General features: G+C 62.5%; 15 protein-coding genes. 7 read left to right on the top strand and 8 right to left on the bottom strand.

The features are described from left to right. Window positions 1-99: 99 nt before the first annotated feature. Window positions 100-1,041 carry a LysR family transcriptional regulator gene (locus BCO18175_RS15500; RefSeq protein ID WP_174973831.1) on the bottom strand — a complete coding sequence of 314 codons (942 nt, stop codon included), beginning with the start codon at window positions 1,039-1,041 and terminating at the stop codon, window positions 100-102. A 299-nt stretch (window positions 1,042-1,340) separates the two neighbouring features. Next, window positions 1,341-2,639: an adenylosuccinate synthase gene (locus BCO18175_RS15495; protein WP_174982142.1), complete on the bottom strand. Its 1,299-nt coding sequence runs from the start codon at window positions 2,637-2,639 to the stop codon at window positions 1,341-1,343. Between the two features lie 140 nt (window positions 2,640-2,779). Between BCO18175_RS15495 and gcvA the strand changes: the two genes are divergently transcribed. Beyond that, a complete protein-coding gene (gene gcvA / locus BCO18175_RS15490) occupies window positions 2,780-3,685 on the top strand; it encodes a transcriptional regulator GcvA (RefSeq protein WP_174982140.1) in 906 nt (301 codons plus the stop codon). A gap of 177 nt (window positions 3,686-3,862) precedes the next feature. Here gcvA and BCO18175_RS15485 read toward each other — a convergent pair whose 3' ends face one another. Further along, window positions 3,863-4,171, bottom strand: coding sequence for a hypothetical protein (locus BCO18175_RS15485; protein WP_085042971.1), 309 nt, complete (start codon window positions 4,169-4,171; stop codon window positions 3,863-3,865). A 2,607-nt stretch (window positions 4,172-6,778) separates the two neighbouring features. On the opposite strand from BCO18175_RS15485, the gene BCO18175_RS15480 reads away from it, so the two are divergent. Then, a complete protein-coding gene (locus tag BCO18175_RS15480) occupies window positions 6,779-8,095 on the top strand; it encodes a replication initiation protein (protein ID WP_069750803.1) in 1,317 nt (438 codons plus the stop codon). Window positions 8,096-8,189: 94 nt separating this feature from the next. Here BCO18175_RS15480 and BCO18175_RS15475 read toward each other — a convergent pair whose 3' ends face one another. Together BCO18175_RS15475 and BCO18175_RS15470 are read right to left on the bottom strand one after the other, a co-directional pair. After that, window positions 8,190-9,221, bottom strand: a complete 1,032-nt coding sequence (locus tag BCO18175_RS15475) for a ParB/RepB/Spo0J family partition protein (protein ID WP_174982138.1) — start codon at window positions 9,219-9,221, stop codon at window positions 8,190-8,192. Further along, complete coding sequence (locus BCO18175_RS15470; protein WP_098553043.1) at window positions 9,214-9,909, bottom strand: ParA family protein; 696 nt, start codon at window positions 9,907-9,909, stop codon at window positions 9,214-9,216. Before BCO18175_RS15470 ends, BCO18175_RS15475 begins: the two co-directional genes overlap by 8 nt. 213 nt (window positions 9,910-10,122) lie before the next feature. Between BCO18175_RS15470 and BCO18175_RS15465 the strand changes: the two genes are divergently transcribed. After that, on the top strand, window positions 10,123-10,317 hold the full coding sequence (locus BCO18175_RS15465; RefSeq protein WP_174982136.1) for a hypothetical protein: 195 nt from the start codon (window positions 10,123-10,125) through the stop codon (window positions 10,315-10,317). A 1,416-nt stretch (window positions 10,318-11,733) separates the two neighbouring features. Here BCO18175_RS15465 and BCO18175_RS15460 read toward each other — a convergent pair. Together BCO18175_RS15460 and BCO18175_RS15455 are read right to left on the bottom strand one after the other, a co-directional pair. Further along, on the bottom strand, window positions 11,734-12,750 hold the full coding sequence (locus tag BCO18175_RS15460; RefSeq protein WP_174982134.1) for an AraC family transcriptional regulator: 1,017 nt from the start codon (window positions 12,748-12,750) through the stop codon (window positions 11,734-11,736). A 124-nt stretch (window positions 12,751-12,874) separates the two neighbouring features. Further along, on the bottom strand, window positions 12,875-13,999 hold the full coding sequence (locus BCO18175_RS15455; RefSeq protein ID WP_174982132.1) for an MBL fold metallo-hydrolase: 1,125 nt from the start codon (window positions 13,997-13,999) through the stop codon (window positions 12,875-12,877). A gap of 83 nt (window positions 14,000-14,082) precedes the next feature. Between BCO18175_RS15455 and BCO18175_RS15450 the strand changes: the two genes are divergently transcribed. Together BCO18175_RS15450 and BCO18175_RS15445 are read left to right on the top strand one after the other, a co-directional pair. Beyond that, a complete protein-coding gene (locus BCO18175_RS15450; protein ID WP_174973848.1) occupies window positions 14,083-14,736 on the top strand; it encodes a TetR/AcrR family transcriptional regulator in 654 nt (217 codons plus the stop codon). Window positions 14,737-14,930: 194 nt separating this feature from the next. After that, window positions 14,931-15,422 (top strand): flavodoxin family protein, encoded by a 492-nt coding sequence (locus BCO18175_RS15445; RefSeq protein ID WP_174982130.1) that lies wholly within the window; start codon window positions 14,931-14,933, stop codon window positions 15,420-15,422. Between the two features lie 100 nt (window positions 15,423-15,522). Here BCO18175_RS15445 and BCO18175_RS15440 read toward each other — a convergent pair whose 3' ends face one another. After that, window positions 15,523-16,107, bottom strand: coding sequence for a DUF2889 domain-containing protein (locus BCO18175_RS15440; RefSeq protein ID WP_174982128.1), 585 nt, complete (start codon window positions 16,105-16,107; stop codon window positions 15,523-15,525). A 756-nt stretch (window positions 16,108-16,863) separates the two neighbouring features. Here BCO18175_RS15440 and BCO18175_RS15435 point away from each other — a divergent pair. After that, window positions 16,864-17,529 (top strand): ProQ/FinO family protein, encoded by a 666-nt coding sequence (locus BCO18175_RS15435; protein ID WP_174982126.1) that lies wholly within the window; start codon window positions 16,864-16,866, stop codon window positions 17,527-17,529. Window positions 17,530-18,005: 476 nt separating this feature from the next. Beyond that, window positions 18,006-19,067 (top strand): DMT family transporter, encoded by a 1,062-nt coding sequence (locus tag BCO18175_RS15430; RefSeq protein WP_174982124.1) that lies wholly within the window; start codon window positions 18,006-18,008, stop codon window positions 19,065-19,067. Window positions 19,068-19,219 lie beyond the last annotated feature (152 nt).

The raw sequence follows: 19,219 nt of genomic DNA, 5'->3' as shown, positions 1-19,219 counted from the left end.
CGGCTTGCAGATGGATCCGGGATCCACATTAAATACAGGACTGCAGATTATTTGTACGATTGACGCGCGGCCTCGTATTCACGCGTCAACGGTGCGACCTCAGGACTTGCAGGAAGCGTGCAGCGCAGCCTCGTCGGCGGCCAGCATTTCGGGCACGCACTCGCGCAGGAAATCGACGAACGTGCGGATCTTCGCATCGAGATACTGGCGCGACGGATACAGCGTGTAGACCGTCAGCTTCTGCAGCCGGTAGTCGGGCAGCACGCGCACCAGCGCGCCGCTCGCGAGTGCAGGGAGTGCGGACGACATCGGCAGCGAGCCGATCCCGAGACCGGCGCGCAGTGCGACGCCGAGCGCATCGGCGATGTTCACCTGGAAATCGGGCAACGGCAGGTCGAATGTCTCGGGGCCGTCGGGGCCGTCGAGATGCCAGCGATCACGCGGGAACACGGGCGTGAGCATCTGCAGGCACGCATGGCCTTCGAGTTCGCGCGCCGTGCGCGGCGTACCGCGCTCCTTCAGGTAAGCGGGCGACGCGCACAGCACGCTGTGCACCTCGCCGAGCCGCTGCGACACGAGCCCCGAATCGGGCAGTTCCGTCGCGCTCAACTGCAGCGACACGTCGTAGCCTTCGTCGATGATGTCGGGCACGTGCTGCGACAGCGTCAGCTCGACCGCGACCGAAGGATAGCGCTGCCGGTAGCGCACGACCGCGGGCACCACGTAGGCCTGGCCGAAGCTCGTCGTCGCATGGACATGCAACCGTCCGGACGGCTTCGCCTGTGCGTCGGCCGCCTCGGCTTCCGCTTCTTCGATATAGCCGAGGACGCGCTGGCAGCGGTCGAGATAGCGCTGCCCGGCGTCGGTCAACGCGATGCGGCGCGTGCTGCGGTTGAGCAGGCGCGTGCGCAGATGCGTTTCGAGCTGCGCGACCGACCGCGATGCGTAGGCCGTCGTGATGTCCAGGCGCTGGGCCGCGCTCGTGAAGCTGCCCTCCTCCGCGACCCGGACGAAAATGCGCATCATCTGTAACGTGTCCATCGACCTGTCCCCGGGATTGAGATCACGTCGCGCCATCGTGCGGCCATGGTGCCGGCGACCCCGGCGCAGGCCGGTCTGGCGCGAATTGTGCGGAACAGTACAGCAGCAGTGCAGACGTGTCCAGTTCGCCGTACGCAGCGTGATCCGGACGCCGAATCGTGTCGCCGAACCGCCGTGCTCGCGGCGTACGGGCCGGGCGCATACGCGACCGGACGCACCAGCGCGCGAACGGCACCGGATCGGCAAAAACTACCCGGCGACCACGGTGCCACCCGACGATTCACGTCATATATGACGTATCAGGCCGCGGCGGCCACATCGAACGGATTGCTCGACACGATCGTGTCGTCGCGCTCCGCACCGGTCGTGATCATCGATACCGGTGTGCCCGCGACCGCTTCGATGCGCGAAATGAAATCCTGCGCGGCGCGCGGCAGCGCCGCACGTTCGCGTATCCCGTTCACGGTGCCGCGCCAGCCGTCGAACCGCTCGTACACGGGTTTCGCGCGCGCCTGTGCATCGAGGCTTGCCGGCAGATGATCGACCCGCCCGCCGTCGAGTTCGTAGCCGACGCACAGCTCGATCGACTCGAAACCGTCGAGCACGTCGAGCTTGGTGAGCGCCAGCGAATCGATGCCCGAGATCCTGACCGCCTGACGCAATTGCGCGGCATCGAGCCATCCACAGCGGCGCGGCCGGCCGGTATTCACGCCGAACTCCTGCCCGCGTGCGCGCAGCGTTTCGCCGGTCGCATCGGACAGCTCGGTCAGGAACGGGCCGCCGCCGACCCGCGTCGCATACGCCTTGGTGACGCCCAGCACGTGGCCGAGCTTCGACGCGCCGAGCCCCGTACCGGCCGCCGCCGCCGATGCAACGGTGCCGGACGACGTGACGAACGGGTACGTGCCCCAGTCGATGTCGAGCATCACGGCTTGAGACCCTTCGAACAGGATGCGTTCGCCACGGTCGGTCGCGTCGTTGAGATCGGCCCAGACAGGGCGCACGAACGGCAGGATCTGCGGCGCGAGGTCGACCAGCGTCGCCAGCATCGTGTCGCGGGAATACTCGTCGAGCCCCAGGCCGCGGAACCACGCGTTGTGGTGGTCGACGAGCACATCGAGTTTCGCGGCGAGCCGGCCCGGTTCCGCGAGATCGCCGACGCGCAGCCCGCGACGCCCGACCTTGTCCTCGTAGGCCGGCCCGATCCCGCGCAGCGTGGTGCCGATGGGCTCGCGGCGCAGACGCTCCTGCGCCTGGTCGATCGCGCGGTGGATCGGCAGTACCAGCGTCGCATTCTCGGCGATCGACAGGTTGTCCGGCGTCACCGACAGCCCGAGCTGGGCCATCCGCCCGATTTCCGCAAGCAGCGCTTCCGGATCGAGCGCCACGCCGTTGCCGATCACGCCGCGCTTGCCGCGCACGACGCCGCTCGGGAGCAGCGCGAGCTTGTACGTCTTGCCGCCGACGACCAGCGTATGACCCGCGTTGTGGCCGCCGTTGTAGCGCGCAACGAGATCGGCCTGCGCCGCCAGCCAGTCCACGACGCGCCCCTTACCTTCGTCGCCCCATTGGGCGCCCACGACCACCACGTTCGGCATGCTCCGCACTCCATGTGAGAAATTCAGACAATCGTTCGGCCAAGCTGGCCGTTTGTGTGCCATATTGGCTGAGCTTGAGCACCCGATCAAACGATTAAACCTGAACTGTCGTGTGAGTAAATGTCACGCGAAACGATGCAATGGCCCGACGACTCCCTCCGTTGAATTCGCTGCGTGCGTTCGAAGCCGCCGCGCGCCTCGGCAGCTTTACGCTGGCCGCCGACGAACTGTGCGTGACGCACGGCGCGATCAGCCGGCACGTGCAGCAACTAGAAGCGTGGCTCGGGCGGCCGCTGTTCGAACGCCATAACCGGCGGGTCGAGCTGACCGACCCGGGCCGTGCGTATCTCGCCGAGGTCGGGGCATCGTTCGACCGGATCGCGCTCGCCACCGCGCAGTATTTCGGCCATGCACAGCAGCGTGTGCTGCGCGTCAGCGCGCCCGCGACGTTTTCGTTGCGCTGGCTGGTGCCGAAGCTGTCGTCGTTCCAGGTTGCCCATCCGGCCATCGAGGTGCGGCTGTCGACGTCGAACGAGCCGATCGAAAAGCTGCGCGACAAGGTCGACCTGATCGTTCGCGGCGGCCCGCAGGCCATCGACGGCTACGTTGCCGAGGAATTCCTGTCCGAAGTCCGGCTACCGGTGTGTGCGCCGAAGCTGCTGGAGGGACGGCCGCTGCACACGCCCGCCGATCTCGCCGGCTTCACGCTGCTGCACGCGGCCACCTATCCCGGCATGTGGCCCGAATGGCTTGCGGCAGCCGGACAGCCGAATCTCGTGCCGCGCCACTCGCTCACGCTCGAACATTTCTACCTGACGTTGCAAGGCGCGCTCGACGGGCTCGGCGTCGCGATGGGGCCGATCGCACTCGTCGCGGATGACATCGCCGAAGGTCGGCTAGTGCAGCCGTTCAGCGAACCGGCGCTGCCGCCGTGGCGCTACTTCACGTACGTGGCCGCCGCACGCGCGAACGACGACGCGGTGCGTGCGTTCAAGGACTGGCTGAAGGTGACGGGAAACGCGGCTGCGCCGCTCGGGCGGAGCTGACCGCATCGGTGTGCGGGTCGCGCGCCAATACATAGAGGAATCCGAATCAAATAACGCAAGCGTACGGATTGCGTTTGTCTTCATCGATATCGGAAATGCTGCGTTCGATGTGCGCCGCGGGACCGCGACGCACGCGGCAAGCCACGGATCGAACCGCGGCTTGCCGCCGGACGGCGCTTACTGACTGGCGCCGGCGGCTTTCTTCTCCGCGTTCTGCAGGTTCTGCGGATAGTTCGGATCATTGGCCGCCGGCTTGTAACCGGCGTCTTCGAGTTTCTTCAGTTCGGCGTTGTTCTTCGCACGCGCAGCCTTGTGCTCTGCCTTGCGTTGGGCCCTGGCCGCCTTGCGTGCCTGGCTTTTCGCTGCCTTGGCGTCCTGTGCAGCGGGCGCGCTGGCGTCGGTCTGCGCAAACGCGGGAACTGCCGAGCCGAACAGGAACGCGGCTGCGGTAGCAGCCAACGTGAGTTTTCTGATCTGGATTCGCATCGCTGAACTCTCTTTTCTGGTTTATCACGGGTTGAAAGACCATCGAGATACCGCCCCTGTCCCGATCGGTTGTCATGCCGCGTTCGGGACCTGTGCATCATAACCGCGCCGCGAAAAATGTGGCGTCAACGTGGCGGCGGAATTGGGGATACACGTATGGGAGAAAACGTGGATGCTGCCCGACTGTCATCGGCAGGACCGGAACTGTGTGTCGCATGTCGGCGAGCGGGCGGATCGCTCTGTGGCGACGACAGGAAAAGGTCTGTGCACCCGCGCTTCAGTGACGACGATGCGTCATGTCCGCGCGGTGCGGCGCGATGTGAGTTACCCATGACCGTTTCACGGGTGGCGTTACCGGCAGGCTCACGCGTGATGTGACCTGACCGTCATCAGCCAATCACGATCACAGCAGCAGCAGTCGAACTGTGTGTCACGTTGCCAGTCGACTCGGTTCGAGCGACGGTTCCTCCCATAAACGACCACGATTCGGTTTCATGGCGATCGCGGCGGGTGCAATTGCTTCGCTCCCACGCGCAGCGTTCGATGCAGCAACCAATCGCTGGACTGTGATGCCTAGCGTGACCCAAGCCGGTAAAACTCGTCGCCGCGTAGTCCCGTGGCCCGTATGACGAAAGGCGTGGACGCGTTGTGTCCGGTGAAGACATCGGCTGGAATCGCTTCACGACTACGGCAACGGTACCGCACCGATGCCACCATACGCTCGTGGCGAGCCAGGCACGTAGGGTCGTGGGCGCGGCAACGCTTGTGAGCCGTCCAACTCTGCTCAGGCGCGCATCGCACAACGTTCGCGAACCACAGGTTTTTCATTCCGCGCGTTTGGCCGTCCGGTATCCGGATGGGTGCCGCTGCCTACACAGCATGCCGATACCTGTGGCCTGACCTGGTCGGTGAGCCTTTACGGGATTCGGAAGTGCCGGAAGGTGAGAATGTTCGGGATCATCGCTCGAATCCGGTTGCGGTGAGCTTCGTGATCCCCCGCATCTTCACGTTGGTGCGCGATGTGCGCCAGATCGCCTCAGGAGCTGGCCACGCGTGCAGAGAGTGCCGGCAACCCAATTGATCTGCGGGAAGCCGTTCCTGAACCTCTGATTGCGACCCGGAGGCACAGCATTGATCTTCGGTTGGTGGCGCCAAAGGTAGAAATTTGGAAGCCCCTTGGGCGGCCGTGCGAGTTGCATCGATTTTCTCGGTGCACAGCCCACAGGCTAAATTTGCCGAGAGGCGCGAGAAGACCATCGAAAAAACTTGTTCACGGACAGGGAAGTCCGAGTGCAAAAAACCCTTCGCCTGCCGTCCTGGATGATTTCAAACTGCTGTGAACGAATCCAAAGAGATCCGTGTTTCTGGATCGCTGATCCGCTTTGCCGGTCGATAGCAGGTACTCGCGAGGTCGCAGAGCCGCGGTTTTGATCCCATAGAGGGGAACCTGTACCCGGAAATGGGGGGTTTCTACCCGTTTTTCTCCCATAGGTTTCTACGTTTCGACCAATGTGAGTGGGTACTCACCTCTTCTGGAAGCCTTGTCGGGCCTGGAGCCCTTGCAAAACGGGGAGCCAAACCCTTGTTTCCAGGCCTGAGTCGATGCTTTGAAGGGCTTGCGGCACCATAGACGGCTCCCATTGGTAGCGGTTTATGGGGCTCGTCTTTCTGTGCAAGCGCACGTGTGTTTACATCTTTTGTAAACCACGTTTACTTCTTTAACTACTTTTAGACGGCTCACAGCCTTATCCCACAAGGGTTTGACAGGTGTTCGGTACCCATTTATGGGAGCACAGGTGTAAGGGTCTGGGGCTTCAGGTCTGTGGATTTGGGATTTGGGGTACCGGATTGTGGGGAATCAGGGTTGTGGATATGGGGCAAGCGTACCCGGTTATGGGAAATCGGCCTGGAAACGGGTTGGGTAGTCGTCTATGGGAATAGCTGTTGGTAGCCTTTTATGGGGCGCTTTTTTCGATCAGCGAACGAAGGCGCTCACAGTGATTTTTCTCTGGTAGCCCGTTATGGGAAACCTCAAAGGTACCCGGTTATGGGTGGCATTGGAGGTCGCTCGATTGCATTTCTGCGCGATTCCCGGTGGCGGGTTCCCATGGACAGGATCGATGGCTCTGACAGGTAACCTTTTATGGGGAAAACGAAGGGTTGCCGTTTATGGGACCGGTGTCTGCGTTCACGGCCGAAATCTCCGTATCCAACGCAGCGGGAGCCGGTTGATAGGTACCCTCCTGTGGGAATCGATGAAGGTAGCAGGTTATGGGAAGAAAACGAGGCTGTGCTGCACGGCACCATGAATTTGCCCAACGATCTCGATTCTGCGCATTTGTTTCCCATGGATGGTTACCTTCCCGAGGGCAAATCTCATGCCGGGTTTCCGTGTCCGGGTATGAAAGGTAGTGGCTTGTGGGATGCATTTTGGCCGAAAGGTAGATGGATATGGGGCTCCGCGAAGATCGTCTTATCGTGGATTTCCCTTTTGTATCTGATGGTTAGACGCGATAGTGCAAGTAACGCCGGAACAAGGGCGTTGCCCCTCAACGCGAAAAGGTATAAAGTCCGCTCTCAACAAGGTCACCTTATCCGGACATCACGATGCCGCGCAAGCCCGCAAGCAAAGGCTCAGACAAGCAGGTTTCGCTGTTTCAGACCCCCGAGCCTCCCGACTTGCTGCGCAAGGCGGTCCAGGCGATTCATATCGCGCCCAAGTCCGGAAAGATCGGTCTGCAGCAGCGCAAGATGTTCAGCTCGCTGATCAAGAACGCGCTTCGACAGGAGGCGTTCGAGCCAGGCCGGACGAGCTTCTCGATCTCGCTCGCGTCGCTTTCGCACGAGAGCGGGTTGAACAGCAACAACACGAAATACGTGAAGGACACGGTCAACTCGCTGATCAGTACCGTCGTCAACTGGGACTATCTGGCCGCGGATCGGTCGACAGTCTGGAAAGCGTCGGGCCTGCTCGCCGGCGCGGAGCTTGAGCAATCGGTGCTGAAGTACAGCTTCTCCGACCAGATCCGCAGCGAGTTGCTCAACCCCGAGATCTACGCACTGATCGATATGCGGATCGCCCGCGAGTTTCGGCGGTCGCACTCGCTCGCGTTGTGGGAAAACACGGTGCGCTACGAAGGGATCGGCATCACCGCGAAGATCCCGTTGCCGAAATTTCGTGACCTCATTCTCGGCCAGGACAAGGCGTCGCAGTCATACAAGGAATACAAGCTGTTCAAGAGCAAGGTCCTGGTGCCGTGCATTCAGGAGGTGAACGAAGTTTCGGATCACACGCTCGAGTTGATCGAACACAAGTCCGGCCGGAGTGTGGAAGCGGTCCAGTTCAAGGTGACGCGCAAGCAGAGCACCGATACGGTGGAAGATGGCGACGTCAAGAACGAGGCGCTCGTCGAGGAGGTCGCCAAGTTCGGCATTCCGCGTTCGGAAGCGCGCCGGCTGATCACGCAATACGGCGTGCAGCGCATCAAGGCAGCGATTGCCTATACGCTCAATCGGACTACGAAGAAGAACGCAGCCCCGGTCGACAACGTGGCCGCGTATTTCCGCAAGGCGCTGACGCACGGCTACACGCTGGCCGACGGGCAGGGAACGGAGGCGGCGGCCCCGGCGAAGGAATCCGCGCAGAGCAAGCAGGAGCAGATTCGCGACAAATATCTGGCGGCTAAGGTCGAGGAAGCCGGCGCGTATTTCCGCGAACTGGAGATCGACGACCAGACCAAGCTGATCGAGCGTTACAACGAGACGGTGGCAGGCTCGAAGGACCTGACGCTGTCGCCGAAGAAGAAGGCAAGCAAGCTCGCGCAGACCAGCTTCTTCCGATGGCTCGCGCTGGATACGTGGGGCGAACCGACCTCGGACGACTTGCTGGAATTCCTGCTGAAAAGCAGCCTCGCAGGCAACTGATCAAGGCCTCGCAGCCGGGTGCGCGTCGCGCGCCGGACGTCGTCGTCCGGCTTCGCGGTGCAACGCGGATGCGAGGCCTTCTGCTTTTCGCGCGTTACTGTTGCGTGGCCGTTGCCAGCTCGGCAACGTATGCGTCGATGACGGTCTTGAGCTTGTCGGCGAGCGCTTCCTGGTGCGATGCGTCGACGCCCTTGAGCTGCAGATCCAGACGTCCGTCCGGATAGGTCTTCAACTGGCCGATCGCTCGCGATTCGAGCGCGAAGTCGTGGCGAACGCTATAACGCGTGCGTCCTGCTTTCTTGCTGCCGTCGCTCTGTGCACGCAGGAAATTTTCGAGATCACGAACCGATTTTTTCCGGTCGATCACGGCCGTCAGCAGCCGGTCGGCCGTCGGCTCGCCCAGACGTTCGAAGATCAGCTTCAGGAAGTACGCCGCCTGCAGGCCGACCACGTCGTTCGCGCTCGCCATCCGTTCCAAGAGCGTATTCGGGAGCGCGTTGAGCGACAGCGTCTTGCTGATCGACGCCTTGTCCTTGCCGATCTTTTCCGCCAGCGTGTTCTGGTCGGAGAAAACCTTCTCGTCGAGGAGACGCTTCCACGCGACCGCATCGTCGAAGATCGTCTGGCGTTCGTGGTCGTGGTTCGCGCGATACGCGATCGTGTAGAGCTGCTCGGGCGTGTGGTCCGTGCGGAACGTGGCGTTGATGGTTTCATCGCCGTTGATGCTCGTCGCGCGGAGCCGGCGTTGCCCGTCGATCACCACGAGCTTGCCGGGAAACTCCGGGAGCCGCGTAACCTTGATCGGCTCGATCTGCCCTTCCCGTTTCAGCGTCAGGGCGAGCTCGTGCAGGCTCGACTCCGAGTAGAACACGCGCGGGTTGAACGGGTTCGGAATGCAATCCTTGACCAGCACCCTCTGCGGTGCGCCAAGTTCAGGCGTGCCGGCGGGCGTCGCTGCGGCCGGGGCGCTCGCGGGCGCCGATTCGCCGACGACGTTCGGTGCGGCCGCCGGTTCGGGCAGCCGCGTTTCGAGGGCCGCATTTTCCTGCGCGAGCCCGCGCAGCAGGCCGGCCGCGAGATTGAGGTTGCCGGTCGGCTTCTTGTCTTTCGAGGTGTCCTTAGCCATGGGCGGCTCCGGTAGCGCGCGTCGACGCGATGTATTGGGCCATTTCCGTGACCAGCCTTTCGATCTCCGCACGGGCTTCTTTCAGGCCCTTCAGGTATCGATTGTGATGATGGATCGTGGTGCCGAGCGCAAACGTCTGGCGGTAGACCTCGCGTTGCGCGATCTGGCTGTCGAGCAGATGCTCCCCTATTTCTTCAGCTCTTAGAATTTTTAAAATTTCTTCACGCATTTTAGTTTTTCCATTAACGCTATTCAGCATTAATGCGGAAGAAAGATTCGGGTTACGGACCGACCGCATCGATTCGATCATGCGGATCATCGCGACGGTGCTGTAGAGATCGGCCGGCGACGGCGACAGCGGCACTAGGCAAAAATCAGCGACTTCGAGTACGGATGCAATTCGCGGATCTTCGAGGTTACCGGGACAGTCGACGACGATCACGTCGAAGTTCGCATCCTGTTTCTTGATCTCGCCGCCGATGCCGCGGCCGGCAGGGGCCAGCGAAAGAACCGTCATCGGCAGCGTGTTCTCGCCGCTCGTCACCCACCGGACCGACGTGCCTTGAGGGTCGGCATCGATCAGGGCGACCTTGTTGCCGCCAGCTTCGAACGCTGCCGCGATATTGACGGAGATGGTCGTCTTTCCAGTCCCACCTTTTTGATTACTGACGGCGATCTTGAAAGCCATTAAATTTCTCCACGGAGTTTTGCGTAATATATGCAGTTATTATCAAAAAGTCCAGAAAAGCCTTTGGCGTGATGTATGTGCTGTAGAGCGACATGGTTGTCACGTGACAAGTGGGCCGAATGGCTAGCGAGCCTGCCGTGATCGATGATCGAGTAAAAAATAAAATTAACGATCAAGGTCACAAAGAACGGACAAAAATCGGGAGAGAATTCGATGAATTTCAATGTCGGTGGCGGATTTCGCGAATTGAGTCGAGATGGGTTGCCCGATCTCACCATGTTCCTGATGGAAATCGCCGTGACTCCGGTAAGTTTGCTTCGCAACTGTCGTCGGAATGCTCAGTTGTCACGTGACAAGTCGCGAGAATCGGATCCTTCTCAGCGCTATCCGAAGCCAGGAAATCGCTGATTCAATCGCGTTACGGTTATAGCGAGAGCACTTCAATGCCAGACATTCGGTCCTTGGCTTAGCGCGACCGCCTCCAGTGAGGCGAGTTGTCACGTGACAATCGACTCGGAGCGGGAGGCGATGTCAGTACTGATCCGCTTCTTAAGAGCAGTTTCGATCGAACTCCATCACGTGTGAACAAGCAGGTCGCAAAAGAAGGGGTTAGCCACCGCTGGCTCGTCGGGAAATTCGGCCTTCCGGGCGAGTGGCTTGGTGAGTTGTCACGTGACAACCGGAAGGTTGCATCGGGGATCTTGAGTGTCGAAGCAGTCCGTTGCACCGCGTGTCGATAGGTACGCACCTTGTCGAAGAATCTGAGTCGTCAAATGACCCGCAGAACTGGGGTCTTCATTGCGGGCCATCCGCATTCATGTCCCTGCGGAAAGGTGTCGGTCGGATTGCTGGTCTGTACCTGGAAAGCGTCCAATGGGTTCATTTGATGTGACCCCATTTAATTGGGCTATTCAGAACGACCTCGCCGTGCCGGTTGGCGGCAGGGGAGGGGCCGGCTTTGTCGTGCGTGTTCTGCGTTACGCCCAGCGCAGTGAGGCGCTTCAACGCGACAACTGCACATGCGAGGCTCCGATTTGAGACAAACTCCCGTGCTGACGGCCATGTGACAACTCAAACGTGTGGGGTCGTGAAACATTTTCAAGAAATGAGGTGTCGCCGGAAATCCTTATCCAGCAATGGCTTGCGCCATATTCTTCATGTTGTTTCACGCAAAATCAACAAGATCACCCCTGTAAATGGGGGCGTATGATCATTTCGTCGCCCGGGCCCAGAAATTCACGAGAAGATGCAGCGAATTGTCGTGTTTGATACGTAATATGTGATATTTGAAACGTTTCATGCTTGCCATTGCGCCAAAGGCTAATCGAATCGTTGCGGATCAGCCTCGTTGCGACGCGCTGTCGAGTCTCCGAATGGATGCACCTCGCCGATATTCAGCGCGAGTTGTCACGTGACAACGCACACTCCGGGCGCACATCTGGTTGGGTTGCATAGTGCCGGGAGAATCCCGGCACCAGAGAATTTGCGGGCAGGCGCCCGAAAAGCAGTAAGGCAATTTAGTCGTTGACGATGGGGCGAAATCCTCGTCAGTTCGCGGTGGCGGTATGGGACGGCTCGCACGTAGCCTTTCGATGCTTGCGAGTTTGGGTGTACGTCCGACTTTGAGAGACGCACGCCCATCGCTTGCTACTCATTCAAACGACCACCGAGCAATCAATCCCGAGTTGGCAAGATGTCAAAAGGCGCGCATTCCGCTGCGCTCATCTGGTTCACCTGGAACGCCGCTTACGCCTAAAACCGATCCAACGATTCTGCGGATACCGTCAAAATCGGCTTCCCGCATCTCCGGTACCGCCTCAGCGATCAATAAGTCGCTGCCACCGACAGAACGACGTCCGTGCCACTCCGCAGGCCGTCAATATCTCTTCGTGGCGAATTACCGAACAACCTGCTGTATTCGCGGTTGAACTGGGTCGGGCTCGCATATCCGACCCTGAACGATGCCGACGCCGCGTCGAGCCGCTCGGACAACATCAGCCGACGTGCTTCGTTGAGTCGTATCCATTTCTGGTACTGAAGCGGACTCATGCCGGTGAGCTGGCGGAAGTGGTGGTGGAAGGTCGAACTGCTCATCTGAACCTGCGCCGCCAGATCGTCGACTCGCAGCGACTCGTCGTAATGGGTCCGCAACCACTGGATCGCTCGCGACACGCGATTGCCCTGGCTGCCGGCGGACGCGATCTGACGCAGACGGGCACCCTGGCCGCTCGTCAGCAGCCGGTAGTAGATTTCCCGCTCGACATACGGAGCAAGAACGGCAATGGCGTTCGGGTCATCCAGCAACGCCAGCAACCGGTTCACTGCATCGTAGAGCGGTTCGGTCATATCACCGACGACGAGGCCGCGGCCTGCGGGCGCTTCCTCGTGATCCGGTGCGACCTGTACCATCAGTTCGGCCATGACGCGGAAATCGAGCTTGAGCCCGATCCCGAGAAACGGCCGTTCGCGGCTGGCCTCGATGACCTGGGTCGAACCGGGCAAGTCGAGCGACGTGATCAGAAAGCGGTTGGCGTCGCAGAGATAGACATCGCCGCTCTGAATGAGCCGCTTCGTACCTTGAACGACGAGACCGAAGCTCGGCTCGACCATGCAGTCCATCGGTTGGGTTGTCGCTTCCCGTCGATGGAGGCTCAGGTTCGGAATGGCCGTGGTGAGGTGGTCGACGCCTTCCGTCCATCTCGCGACACGCTCGGCGAGCGTCTGCCGCAGGTCGTTCTCCCGGCTTTGGCCGGTTGATCGGGGGGCTGCGGGGTTGAATACAGCGATGGCTGCGTCGTCGACTTGTTGGCCGGGGGCGTATCGGGCGGGTGCCGGAGGCATGGCTTCTCTACTCAGGTAATCGGGTCTACAGGCGGGCACGTGACGTACTGGTACGCCGGAAATGCGTCTCCCGGAGTCGCGGCCTTGCCGCGCTCCGGGAGAAAATGCGTAACGACCGGTGGGCTTACTTCGTCGCCTGCGACGCGCAAAGCGCCCAGCGGCGCGATTTCGGGGCAACGGACGTCGCGCGTTCGTCCACCGTGCGCCACCACCGCTCGCCGCGATGCGGCTCATCGAGGGCGAGGCGTTCGCCCATCCTGGGCGTCGACAGTTCGACGCCTCGCACGATCGCCAGCGCCGTGACGCGCTCGAACGGCTCCTGCCAGCGATGCATCGCGAGATCGAACGTGCCGTTGTGGATCGGGACCAGCCAGCGTCCGCGCAAATCGATGTGCGCCTGCACGGTCTCTTCCGGCTGCATGTGCACGTACGGCCATTGCGCATCGTATGCGCCTGTTTCGATCAGCGTGACGTCGAACAGCCCGAGGCGCTCGCCGATCGTCCGGAAACCGTCGAAGTAGCCCGTGTCGCCGCTGAAGAATATGCGCAAGTCGTCGTCGACGATGACCCAGGATGCCCACAGCGTGCTGTTGCCGTCGAACAGGCTGCGCCCGGAAAAGTGCTGGGCAGGCGTCGCGGTCAACGTCAGACCGGCCACGTCGGCGCTCTGCCACCAGTCGAGCTGACGGACTTTCTTCGCGTCGATGCCCCATTCGATCAGGCGATCGCCGACACCCAGCGTGGTCACGAACACATCGGTGGTTGCCGCAAGCGCGAGCACCGTTTCGCGGTCGAGGTGATCGTAGTGATCGTGCGACAGGATCACGCCGCGTAGCGGCGGCAGATCTTCCAGCGCGATCGGCGGCGCATGGAAACGCTTCGGGCCGACGCGCCGAAACGGCGACGCGCGTTCGGCAAAGACGGGGTCGGTCAGCCAGAATTCACCGCGCAGCTTGAGCAGCAGCGTCGAATGACCAAGCCGGTACAGGCTGCGATCAGGGGCCGCGTCGAGTTCCGCGCGGGTCAACGAATCGACGGGCAGCACGCCCCCAGGCACGGTATGGCGCGGCTTGTTGAACAGCATGTTCCAGGCGATCCCGAGCGTTTTGCCCAAGCCCTCGACCGGACGCGGCGCGACATTGCTGAAGCGCTCGCCATTGTGCTGCGGCGAGCCGCCGGACAGCGTGCGGCCGCGTCGGGCAGCCGCAAAACCCAGAATGCGATGAATCAAAACGAGAGGCGATGCCATGTCGGTTCGTCCGGTGGATAAAGTACACTAAACAGTGTAGTTTATTTCTGGGATAAGTAAACTACCCGGTGTAAAATTTCTGAATGGATACCAGCACTCCCCCTCAGCGCCTGACCGATCGAAAGCGCGCGGCCATCGTCGACGCGGCCATCGAGGAATTTCTCGCGTCGGGTTACGACGCGACCAGTATGGACCGCATCGCCGCGCGTGCGGACGTGTCGAAGCGCACGGTCTACAACCACTTCCCGGGCAAGGAAACGTTGTTCGCCGCGATCCTGCAAAAATTGTGGGATGCGACCCGAACCGGCAGCTCGCCAACCTATCGTGCCGACGTGCCGCTGCGCGAACAATTGCTCGCGCTGCTGGATCGCAAAATGCGCCTGCTCAGCGACGAGGCTTTTCTCTCGCTCGCACGCGTCGCAATCGGCGCGGCCATCCATTCGCCGGAACGCGCGCGCGACATGGTCGAGCGTCTCGGCGAGCGCGAGGAAGACATGACGGTCTGGGTGCGGACAGCCGCAGCGGCCGGCCGCCTGTCGGTCACCGATCCGGTGTTTGCCGCGCATCAATTGCACGGTGTCGTGAAGGCATTCGCGTTCTGGCCGCAGATCACGATGGGTCAGCCGCCGCTCGCGGAGCCGGAGCAACAAAAAGTCGCGCAATCCGCTGCCGACATGTTTCTCGCGTACTACGCGCGGCCGGAAGACACCGACGCATCGCGCGCCGCAACGGACTGATCGTGCATCCGGCCGAACGTGCGCGAATCGAAGCCGGCGCGATGCGCATGATCGATGCGCGCCAGGTACCGCCGAGCCGGCAAACCGGCAGATCCGTGGAAGCGAACGCGCAACAGCCGCACATGAAGGCTGGCCACCGAGCGGAAGCCGGCGATGCCGCCGGCGCACCTGAAACCGAACGTGAGTAACGACGAATGAAGACGCTGTTGATCGTCTATCACACGATGACCGGAGGCACGCAACAGATGGCCGAGGCGGCTGCCGGCGCGGCGCGCGAGCAATCCGGCGTCGACGTCAGGCTGCAGCGCGCGGACGCGACGAGCGCAGACGACCTGCTGGCCGCCGACGCCTACCTGTTCGCAACGCCGGAGAATCTGGCGGCAATGTCCGGGCTGATGAAGGATTTCTTCGACCGCTGCTACTACGCGGCGCTCGATCGCGTGAACGGTCGCCCATATGCGGTGATGATCTGCGCGGGCAGCGACGGGCAGAACGCGTTGCGCCAGATCGACCGGATCGCGACCGGGTGGCGGTTGAAGAACGTGGCGCCGGGGCTGATCGTCTGTACGCACGCGCAGACACCGGAACGCATCCTCGCGGCGAAGACGATCGACGGCGACGACCTCGCGCGCTGCGCCGAGCTCGGCGCCGGTCTTGCAGCGGGACTTGCGCTGGGTGTTTTCTGATCGCCGGTGCGGCGGCAGCGACGACCGGCCGGGGCGACGTACGTCGATGTACGGTACGCATGCATCCTGCGGGCACACGATTGGCCGAAGGCCTGACAGCTTAGCTGCCTTTTGCCGTCGCCGAAGGCCGGTGGTATTCGGGCCAAAGACGTTTCACGAGATCGCGCGATGCGCCATACGCATGGCAACTGTCGATCTTCAGCGGTTTTCCCTCGCTGTCGCGCGCGTCGAGCGATGACTCCCGCATGCCGACCATCGTCTGATAGGCCGTGGTGGCGATCGGGCCGAGCAATTCCTTCAGGTGCGTGCACGTATCGCAGGACGGCAGGCGCTTGCGAACCTCGCTGTTCCAGCCTGCGCCGATGCTCAGTCCGACGAGCGCCTGCAGCGAGTCGCCGCCGCCCGGACACTGCGCATACGGATGCGACCGGAGGAACGTGGATACGGCGCGGACGACCATGTCGGCGTCGAAGACCAGCGTCACGCCGAGGTCGTGGATCGGCGACAGCGCAGCGACCGTCCGCGTGCCGCCCGGTGGCGTGAAATCGAAGGTCTTGCGATCGGCGAGGCAGGCGGTCACTTCGAACTGGCCGTCGCTGCGCCGATAGCCGCGCATGTCGATCTGCCGATGGTGAATCTCCTCGCGCGTGATGCCGTCGTGCGTGATGTCGTGTGGGGGAACCATGTATCTGCTCCGTTTCGTGCAACCGGTTCTTTTGGCCGGCAAGCGGGATGTCGGCGGCTGGTCGCACGAGCAGCGAAACGGGCCGAGGGATGCTACCGGCGACATCGATTCGGCCATACTACGCACTTTTCGGCATCTTCGTACGCCACGGGATCGATGCGGACGCAACGAGTCCGTATGGGTGTAACGATGCAATCGGAGGAGGTAACCGCATGCCGCGGCACTTGCGCCGATCCATCGCCGGGTGCTTTACATCGGCGTGATCGCAGATTCGGACGTAGCCGACGGCGTCCCCCGGATGCCAAAGCGCAGCCGAGGCCCGCGACGTACCGATGCGGCACGATCGTGTTCGACGCACCCGGGCGGAACACCACGCGTGGAGCGTCGACCAGTGCCGCCGCCGGGGCGATCGCCACGCCAAGATGGCCCCGATTTCCGACAACGAGAGTGAACGGCGTGACTTCCTGAAACGTATCCATATAATGCGCAACACGACCGCACGGACGCATTTCCGGTACCCCGAATCGGGCAAATGCAGACCAGTGAGTCAACCGGCCGTCGCGCGTACCGGTATACTTCCACTCCTGCCTTGTCCGGCATCGAGGCCGGGTGCCTGAAAACAGAGTGGCGTGCGCGATGCGGCCCCGTAGTGTTCCGCATCGGCGGCAGACGGGGCGCCGCGCATGGCGGCGAAGCTTTTACGCCGCGCGGCATGGCCGCACGAACCACACCTTATATTCCTGGTGGATTGAATTTATGGGTTTTGAACAACTTGCCGAATTGCGGGCGCAGCTCGCAGCGAAGGCCAAGCAGGAGCGCAACGCGAAGCGGCCGGCAGCGCCGGCGGACACCGGCGCGAAGCCGAAGTCCGGCGACCAGCCGCAGCGTGGCGCCAAGCCGGCTGCGGCCGGCGGCAAAGCACCGCATCGCGCGAAGCCTGCTTCGGCGAAGCCGGCGGCGCCGGTCGATCCGGTCATCGTTGCGATCGGCAAACTGCAGCGTAAGTTTCCGCGCGCGTTCCCGAAGAATCCGGCCCCCAAAGTGCCGCTCAAGGTTGGCATCTGGGACGACCTCGCGCGCGAAGCACAGGCCGTCGGGCTCACCGAAGCCGAACTGCGCGAAGCGATGTCGACGTGGTGCCGTGGCAACCGCTACTGGTCGTGCCTCGTCGAAGACGCGGTGCGAGTCGATCTGCAGGGTAACGAAGCAGGGCGCGTCACGCCCGACGACGCAGCACGGGCGCGCCGGCTGAAGGCTCGCCGCCCAGGCGGCAAGGGCGCGGCGCAATCGTCCAAGGGTGCGCAGCAGCAGCCGAAGGCCGAGCAGCAAGCCGAGGCCGCCGCCGAGCCGCAACCGGCAAACGTGGAAGCGCAAGCCGACGCGGCGCCGCAGGTCGAGCAGCAGACGGCCGGCAACGAGTAATCCGCACCGCGCCGCTGCATCGCGCACGGCGCTGACCCGCATGCACATCGCCTGCGGCGAATGCACGACAGACTGACCTGCCTCGACAGAGGCAGGTCAGGACTGCTCCCACCGGCGCTCGACGTGCCGGGCGCTTACCTATCCCGCCTCGAACAGACCACGCGACCGGACGAAGAACGTTCATCGATCGGCGCAGCATGCGCGATGACGGTACGCATTTCCTGAATGCAGCAACGCTTCATTCAGTTACTTCGTTTTCCTAATATATAACGAGGCCGTGACCATCGGCTGGCGTGCGAGCGTTCGCGCCCTGTCATCGTGACATGATGACGCGCGATAATCGCGGTAGGGCCGCCGGTTCGCGTGCGCAAGTTGGCCGATGCGATGTGGCTTGCATTTCGAAAAACACTGAAAGCCAACTGCGACACGCTCTGAAGCCACGGCCGACGCCTTTCAACGTCAATTCAAACCGGATCATGAACTCGAGACATTCCGCGATTCTCGTCGCGCTCATCGCTGCCGCGCTGTTCGGCGCCGCGACACCGCTTGCCAAGGCGCTGATCGGCGCGATGTCGCCGTTCATGGTCGCCGGCCTGTTCTATCTCGGCAGCGGTGTCGGGCTCGGTATCGGGATCCTGCTTCGCCGTCTGCACGATCGTCATGCGCCGGTCGCAGACGCCGCGCCGCTGCAGCGCGCCGACCTGCCGTGGCTGGCCGGCGCGATCGCGGCGGGCGGGGTAGCCGGCCCGGCTTTGCTGATGCTCGGGCTGTCGAGCACGCCCGCAGCGACGAGCGCGTTGCTGCTCAATCTCGAAGGCGTGCTGACGGCCGTCATTGCGTGGGTCGTGTTTCGCGAGAACGTGGATTCGCAGGTGTTCCTCGGGATGGTCGCAATCGTCGCCGGCGGCACGCTGCTGTCGTGGACGCCAGGCCGGGCCGGCGTGCCGGTCGGCGCGACGCTGATCGTCGGCGCATGCCTGTGCTGGGCGATCGACAACAATCTGACCCGCAAGGTCGCGGCGAACGACGCGATGGTCATCGCGTGCATGAAGGGGCTGATCGCCGGACCCGTGAACATCGGCATCGCGCTGGCGACCGGCGCGACGCTGCCGGCTCTCCCGGTCACGGCCGCCGCGATGCTGACGGGGCTCGGCGGCTACGGGATCAGCCTCGTGCTGTTCGTCGTCGCGCTGCGTCATCTCGGCAGCGCGCGCACGGGCGCGTATTTTTCGATCGCGCCGCTGTTCGGCGTCGTGCTGTCGTTGCTGATCTGGCCCGCGCTGCCGCCCGCGACGTTCTGGATCGCTGCCGCACTGATGGCGCTCGGCATCTGGCTGCACGTTCGCGAACGGCATGAACACACGCACACGCACGAGCGGCTCGAGCACACGCACCGGCATCGGCACGACGAACATCACCAGCATGCGCACGATTTTGCATACGACGGCAACGAACCGCACACGCATCCGCACGTGCATCTGCCGATCACGCACAGCCATGCGCATTTTCCGGACATCCATCACCGGCACCGGCACTGACCGCGTCATGAACGGCGGACGAAACGGGTCGCAAGGTGACCGTTTATGGGGTGTGCGCCGCGTCGCGCGCGCACCTGTTTGCAGTGCCGCCCGATCGTGGCAGCAACAACGAGCCTGGTCTTCGGTCTGGATCAACCTGTTCGGCGAATCGT

Source organism: Burkholderia lata (assembly GCF_902499335.1).
In the GTDB taxonomy this organism is placed as follows: domain Bacteria; phylum Pseudomonadota; class Gammaproteobacteria; order Burkholderiales; family Burkholderiaceae; genus Burkholderia; species Burkholderia lata_B.
This window is presented reverse-complemented; position numbering and strand designations above follow the sequence as displayed.

Coding starts and splice junctions, on each gene's coding strand:
- BCO18175_RS15500 (WP_174973831.1), bottom strand. CDS start 1,041: ATGGACACGTTACAGATGATGCGCATTTTCGTCCGGGTCGCGGAGGAG.
- BCO18175_RS15495 (WP_174982142.1), bottom strand. CDS start 2,639: ATGCCGAACGTGGTGGTCGTGGGCGCCCAATGGGGCGACGAAGGTAAG.
- gcvA (WP_174982140.1), top strand. CDS start 2,780: ATGGCCCGACGACTCCCTCCGTTGAATTCGCTGCGTGCGTTCGAAGCC.
- BCO18175_RS15485 (WP_085042971.1), bottom strand. CDS start 4,171: ATGCGAATCCAGATCAGAAAACTCACGTTGGCTGCTACCGCAGCCGCG.
- BCO18175_RS15480 (WP_069750803.1), top strand. CDS start 6,779: ATGCCGCGCAAGCCCGCAAGCAAAGGCTCAGACAAGCAGGTTTCGCTG.
- BCO18175_RS15475 (WP_174982138.1), bottom strand. CDS start 9,221: ATGGCTAAGGACACCTCGAAAGACAAGAAGCCGACCGGCAACCTCAAT.
- BCO18175_RS15470 (WP_098553043.1), bottom strand. CDS start 9,909: ATGGCTTTCAAGATCGCCGTCAGTAATCAAAAAGGTGGGACTGGAAAG.
- BCO18175_RS15465 (WP_174982136.1), top strand. CDS start 10,123: ATGAATTTCAATGTCGGTGGCGGATTTCGCGAATTGAGTCGAGATGGG.
- BCO18175_RS15460 (WP_174982134.1), bottom strand. CDS start 12,750: ATGCCTCCGGCACCCGCCCGATACGCCCCCGGCCAACAAGTCGACGAC.
- BCO18175_RS15455 (WP_174982132.1), bottom strand. CDS start 13,999: ATGGCATCGCCTCTCGTTTTGATTCATCGCATTCTGGGTTTTGCGGCT.
- BCO18175_RS15450 (WP_174973848.1), top strand. CDS start 14,083: ATGGATACCAGCACTCCCCCTCAGCGCCTGACCGATCGAAAGCGCGCG.
- BCO18175_RS15445 (WP_174982130.1), top strand. CDS start 14,931: ATGAAGACGCTGTTGATCGTCTATCACACGATGACCGGAGGCACGCAA.
- BCO18175_RS15440 (WP_174982128.1), bottom strand. CDS start 16,107: ATGGTTCCCCCACACGACATCACGCACGACGGCATCACGCGCGAGGAG.
- BCO18175_RS15435 (WP_174982126.1), top strand. CDS start 16,864: ATGGGTTTTGAACAACTTGCCGAATTGCGGGCGCAGCTCGCAGCGAAG.
- BCO18175_RS15430 (WP_174982124.1), top strand. CDS start 18,006: ATGAACTCGAGACATTCCGCGATTCTCGTCGCGCTCATCGCTGCCGCG.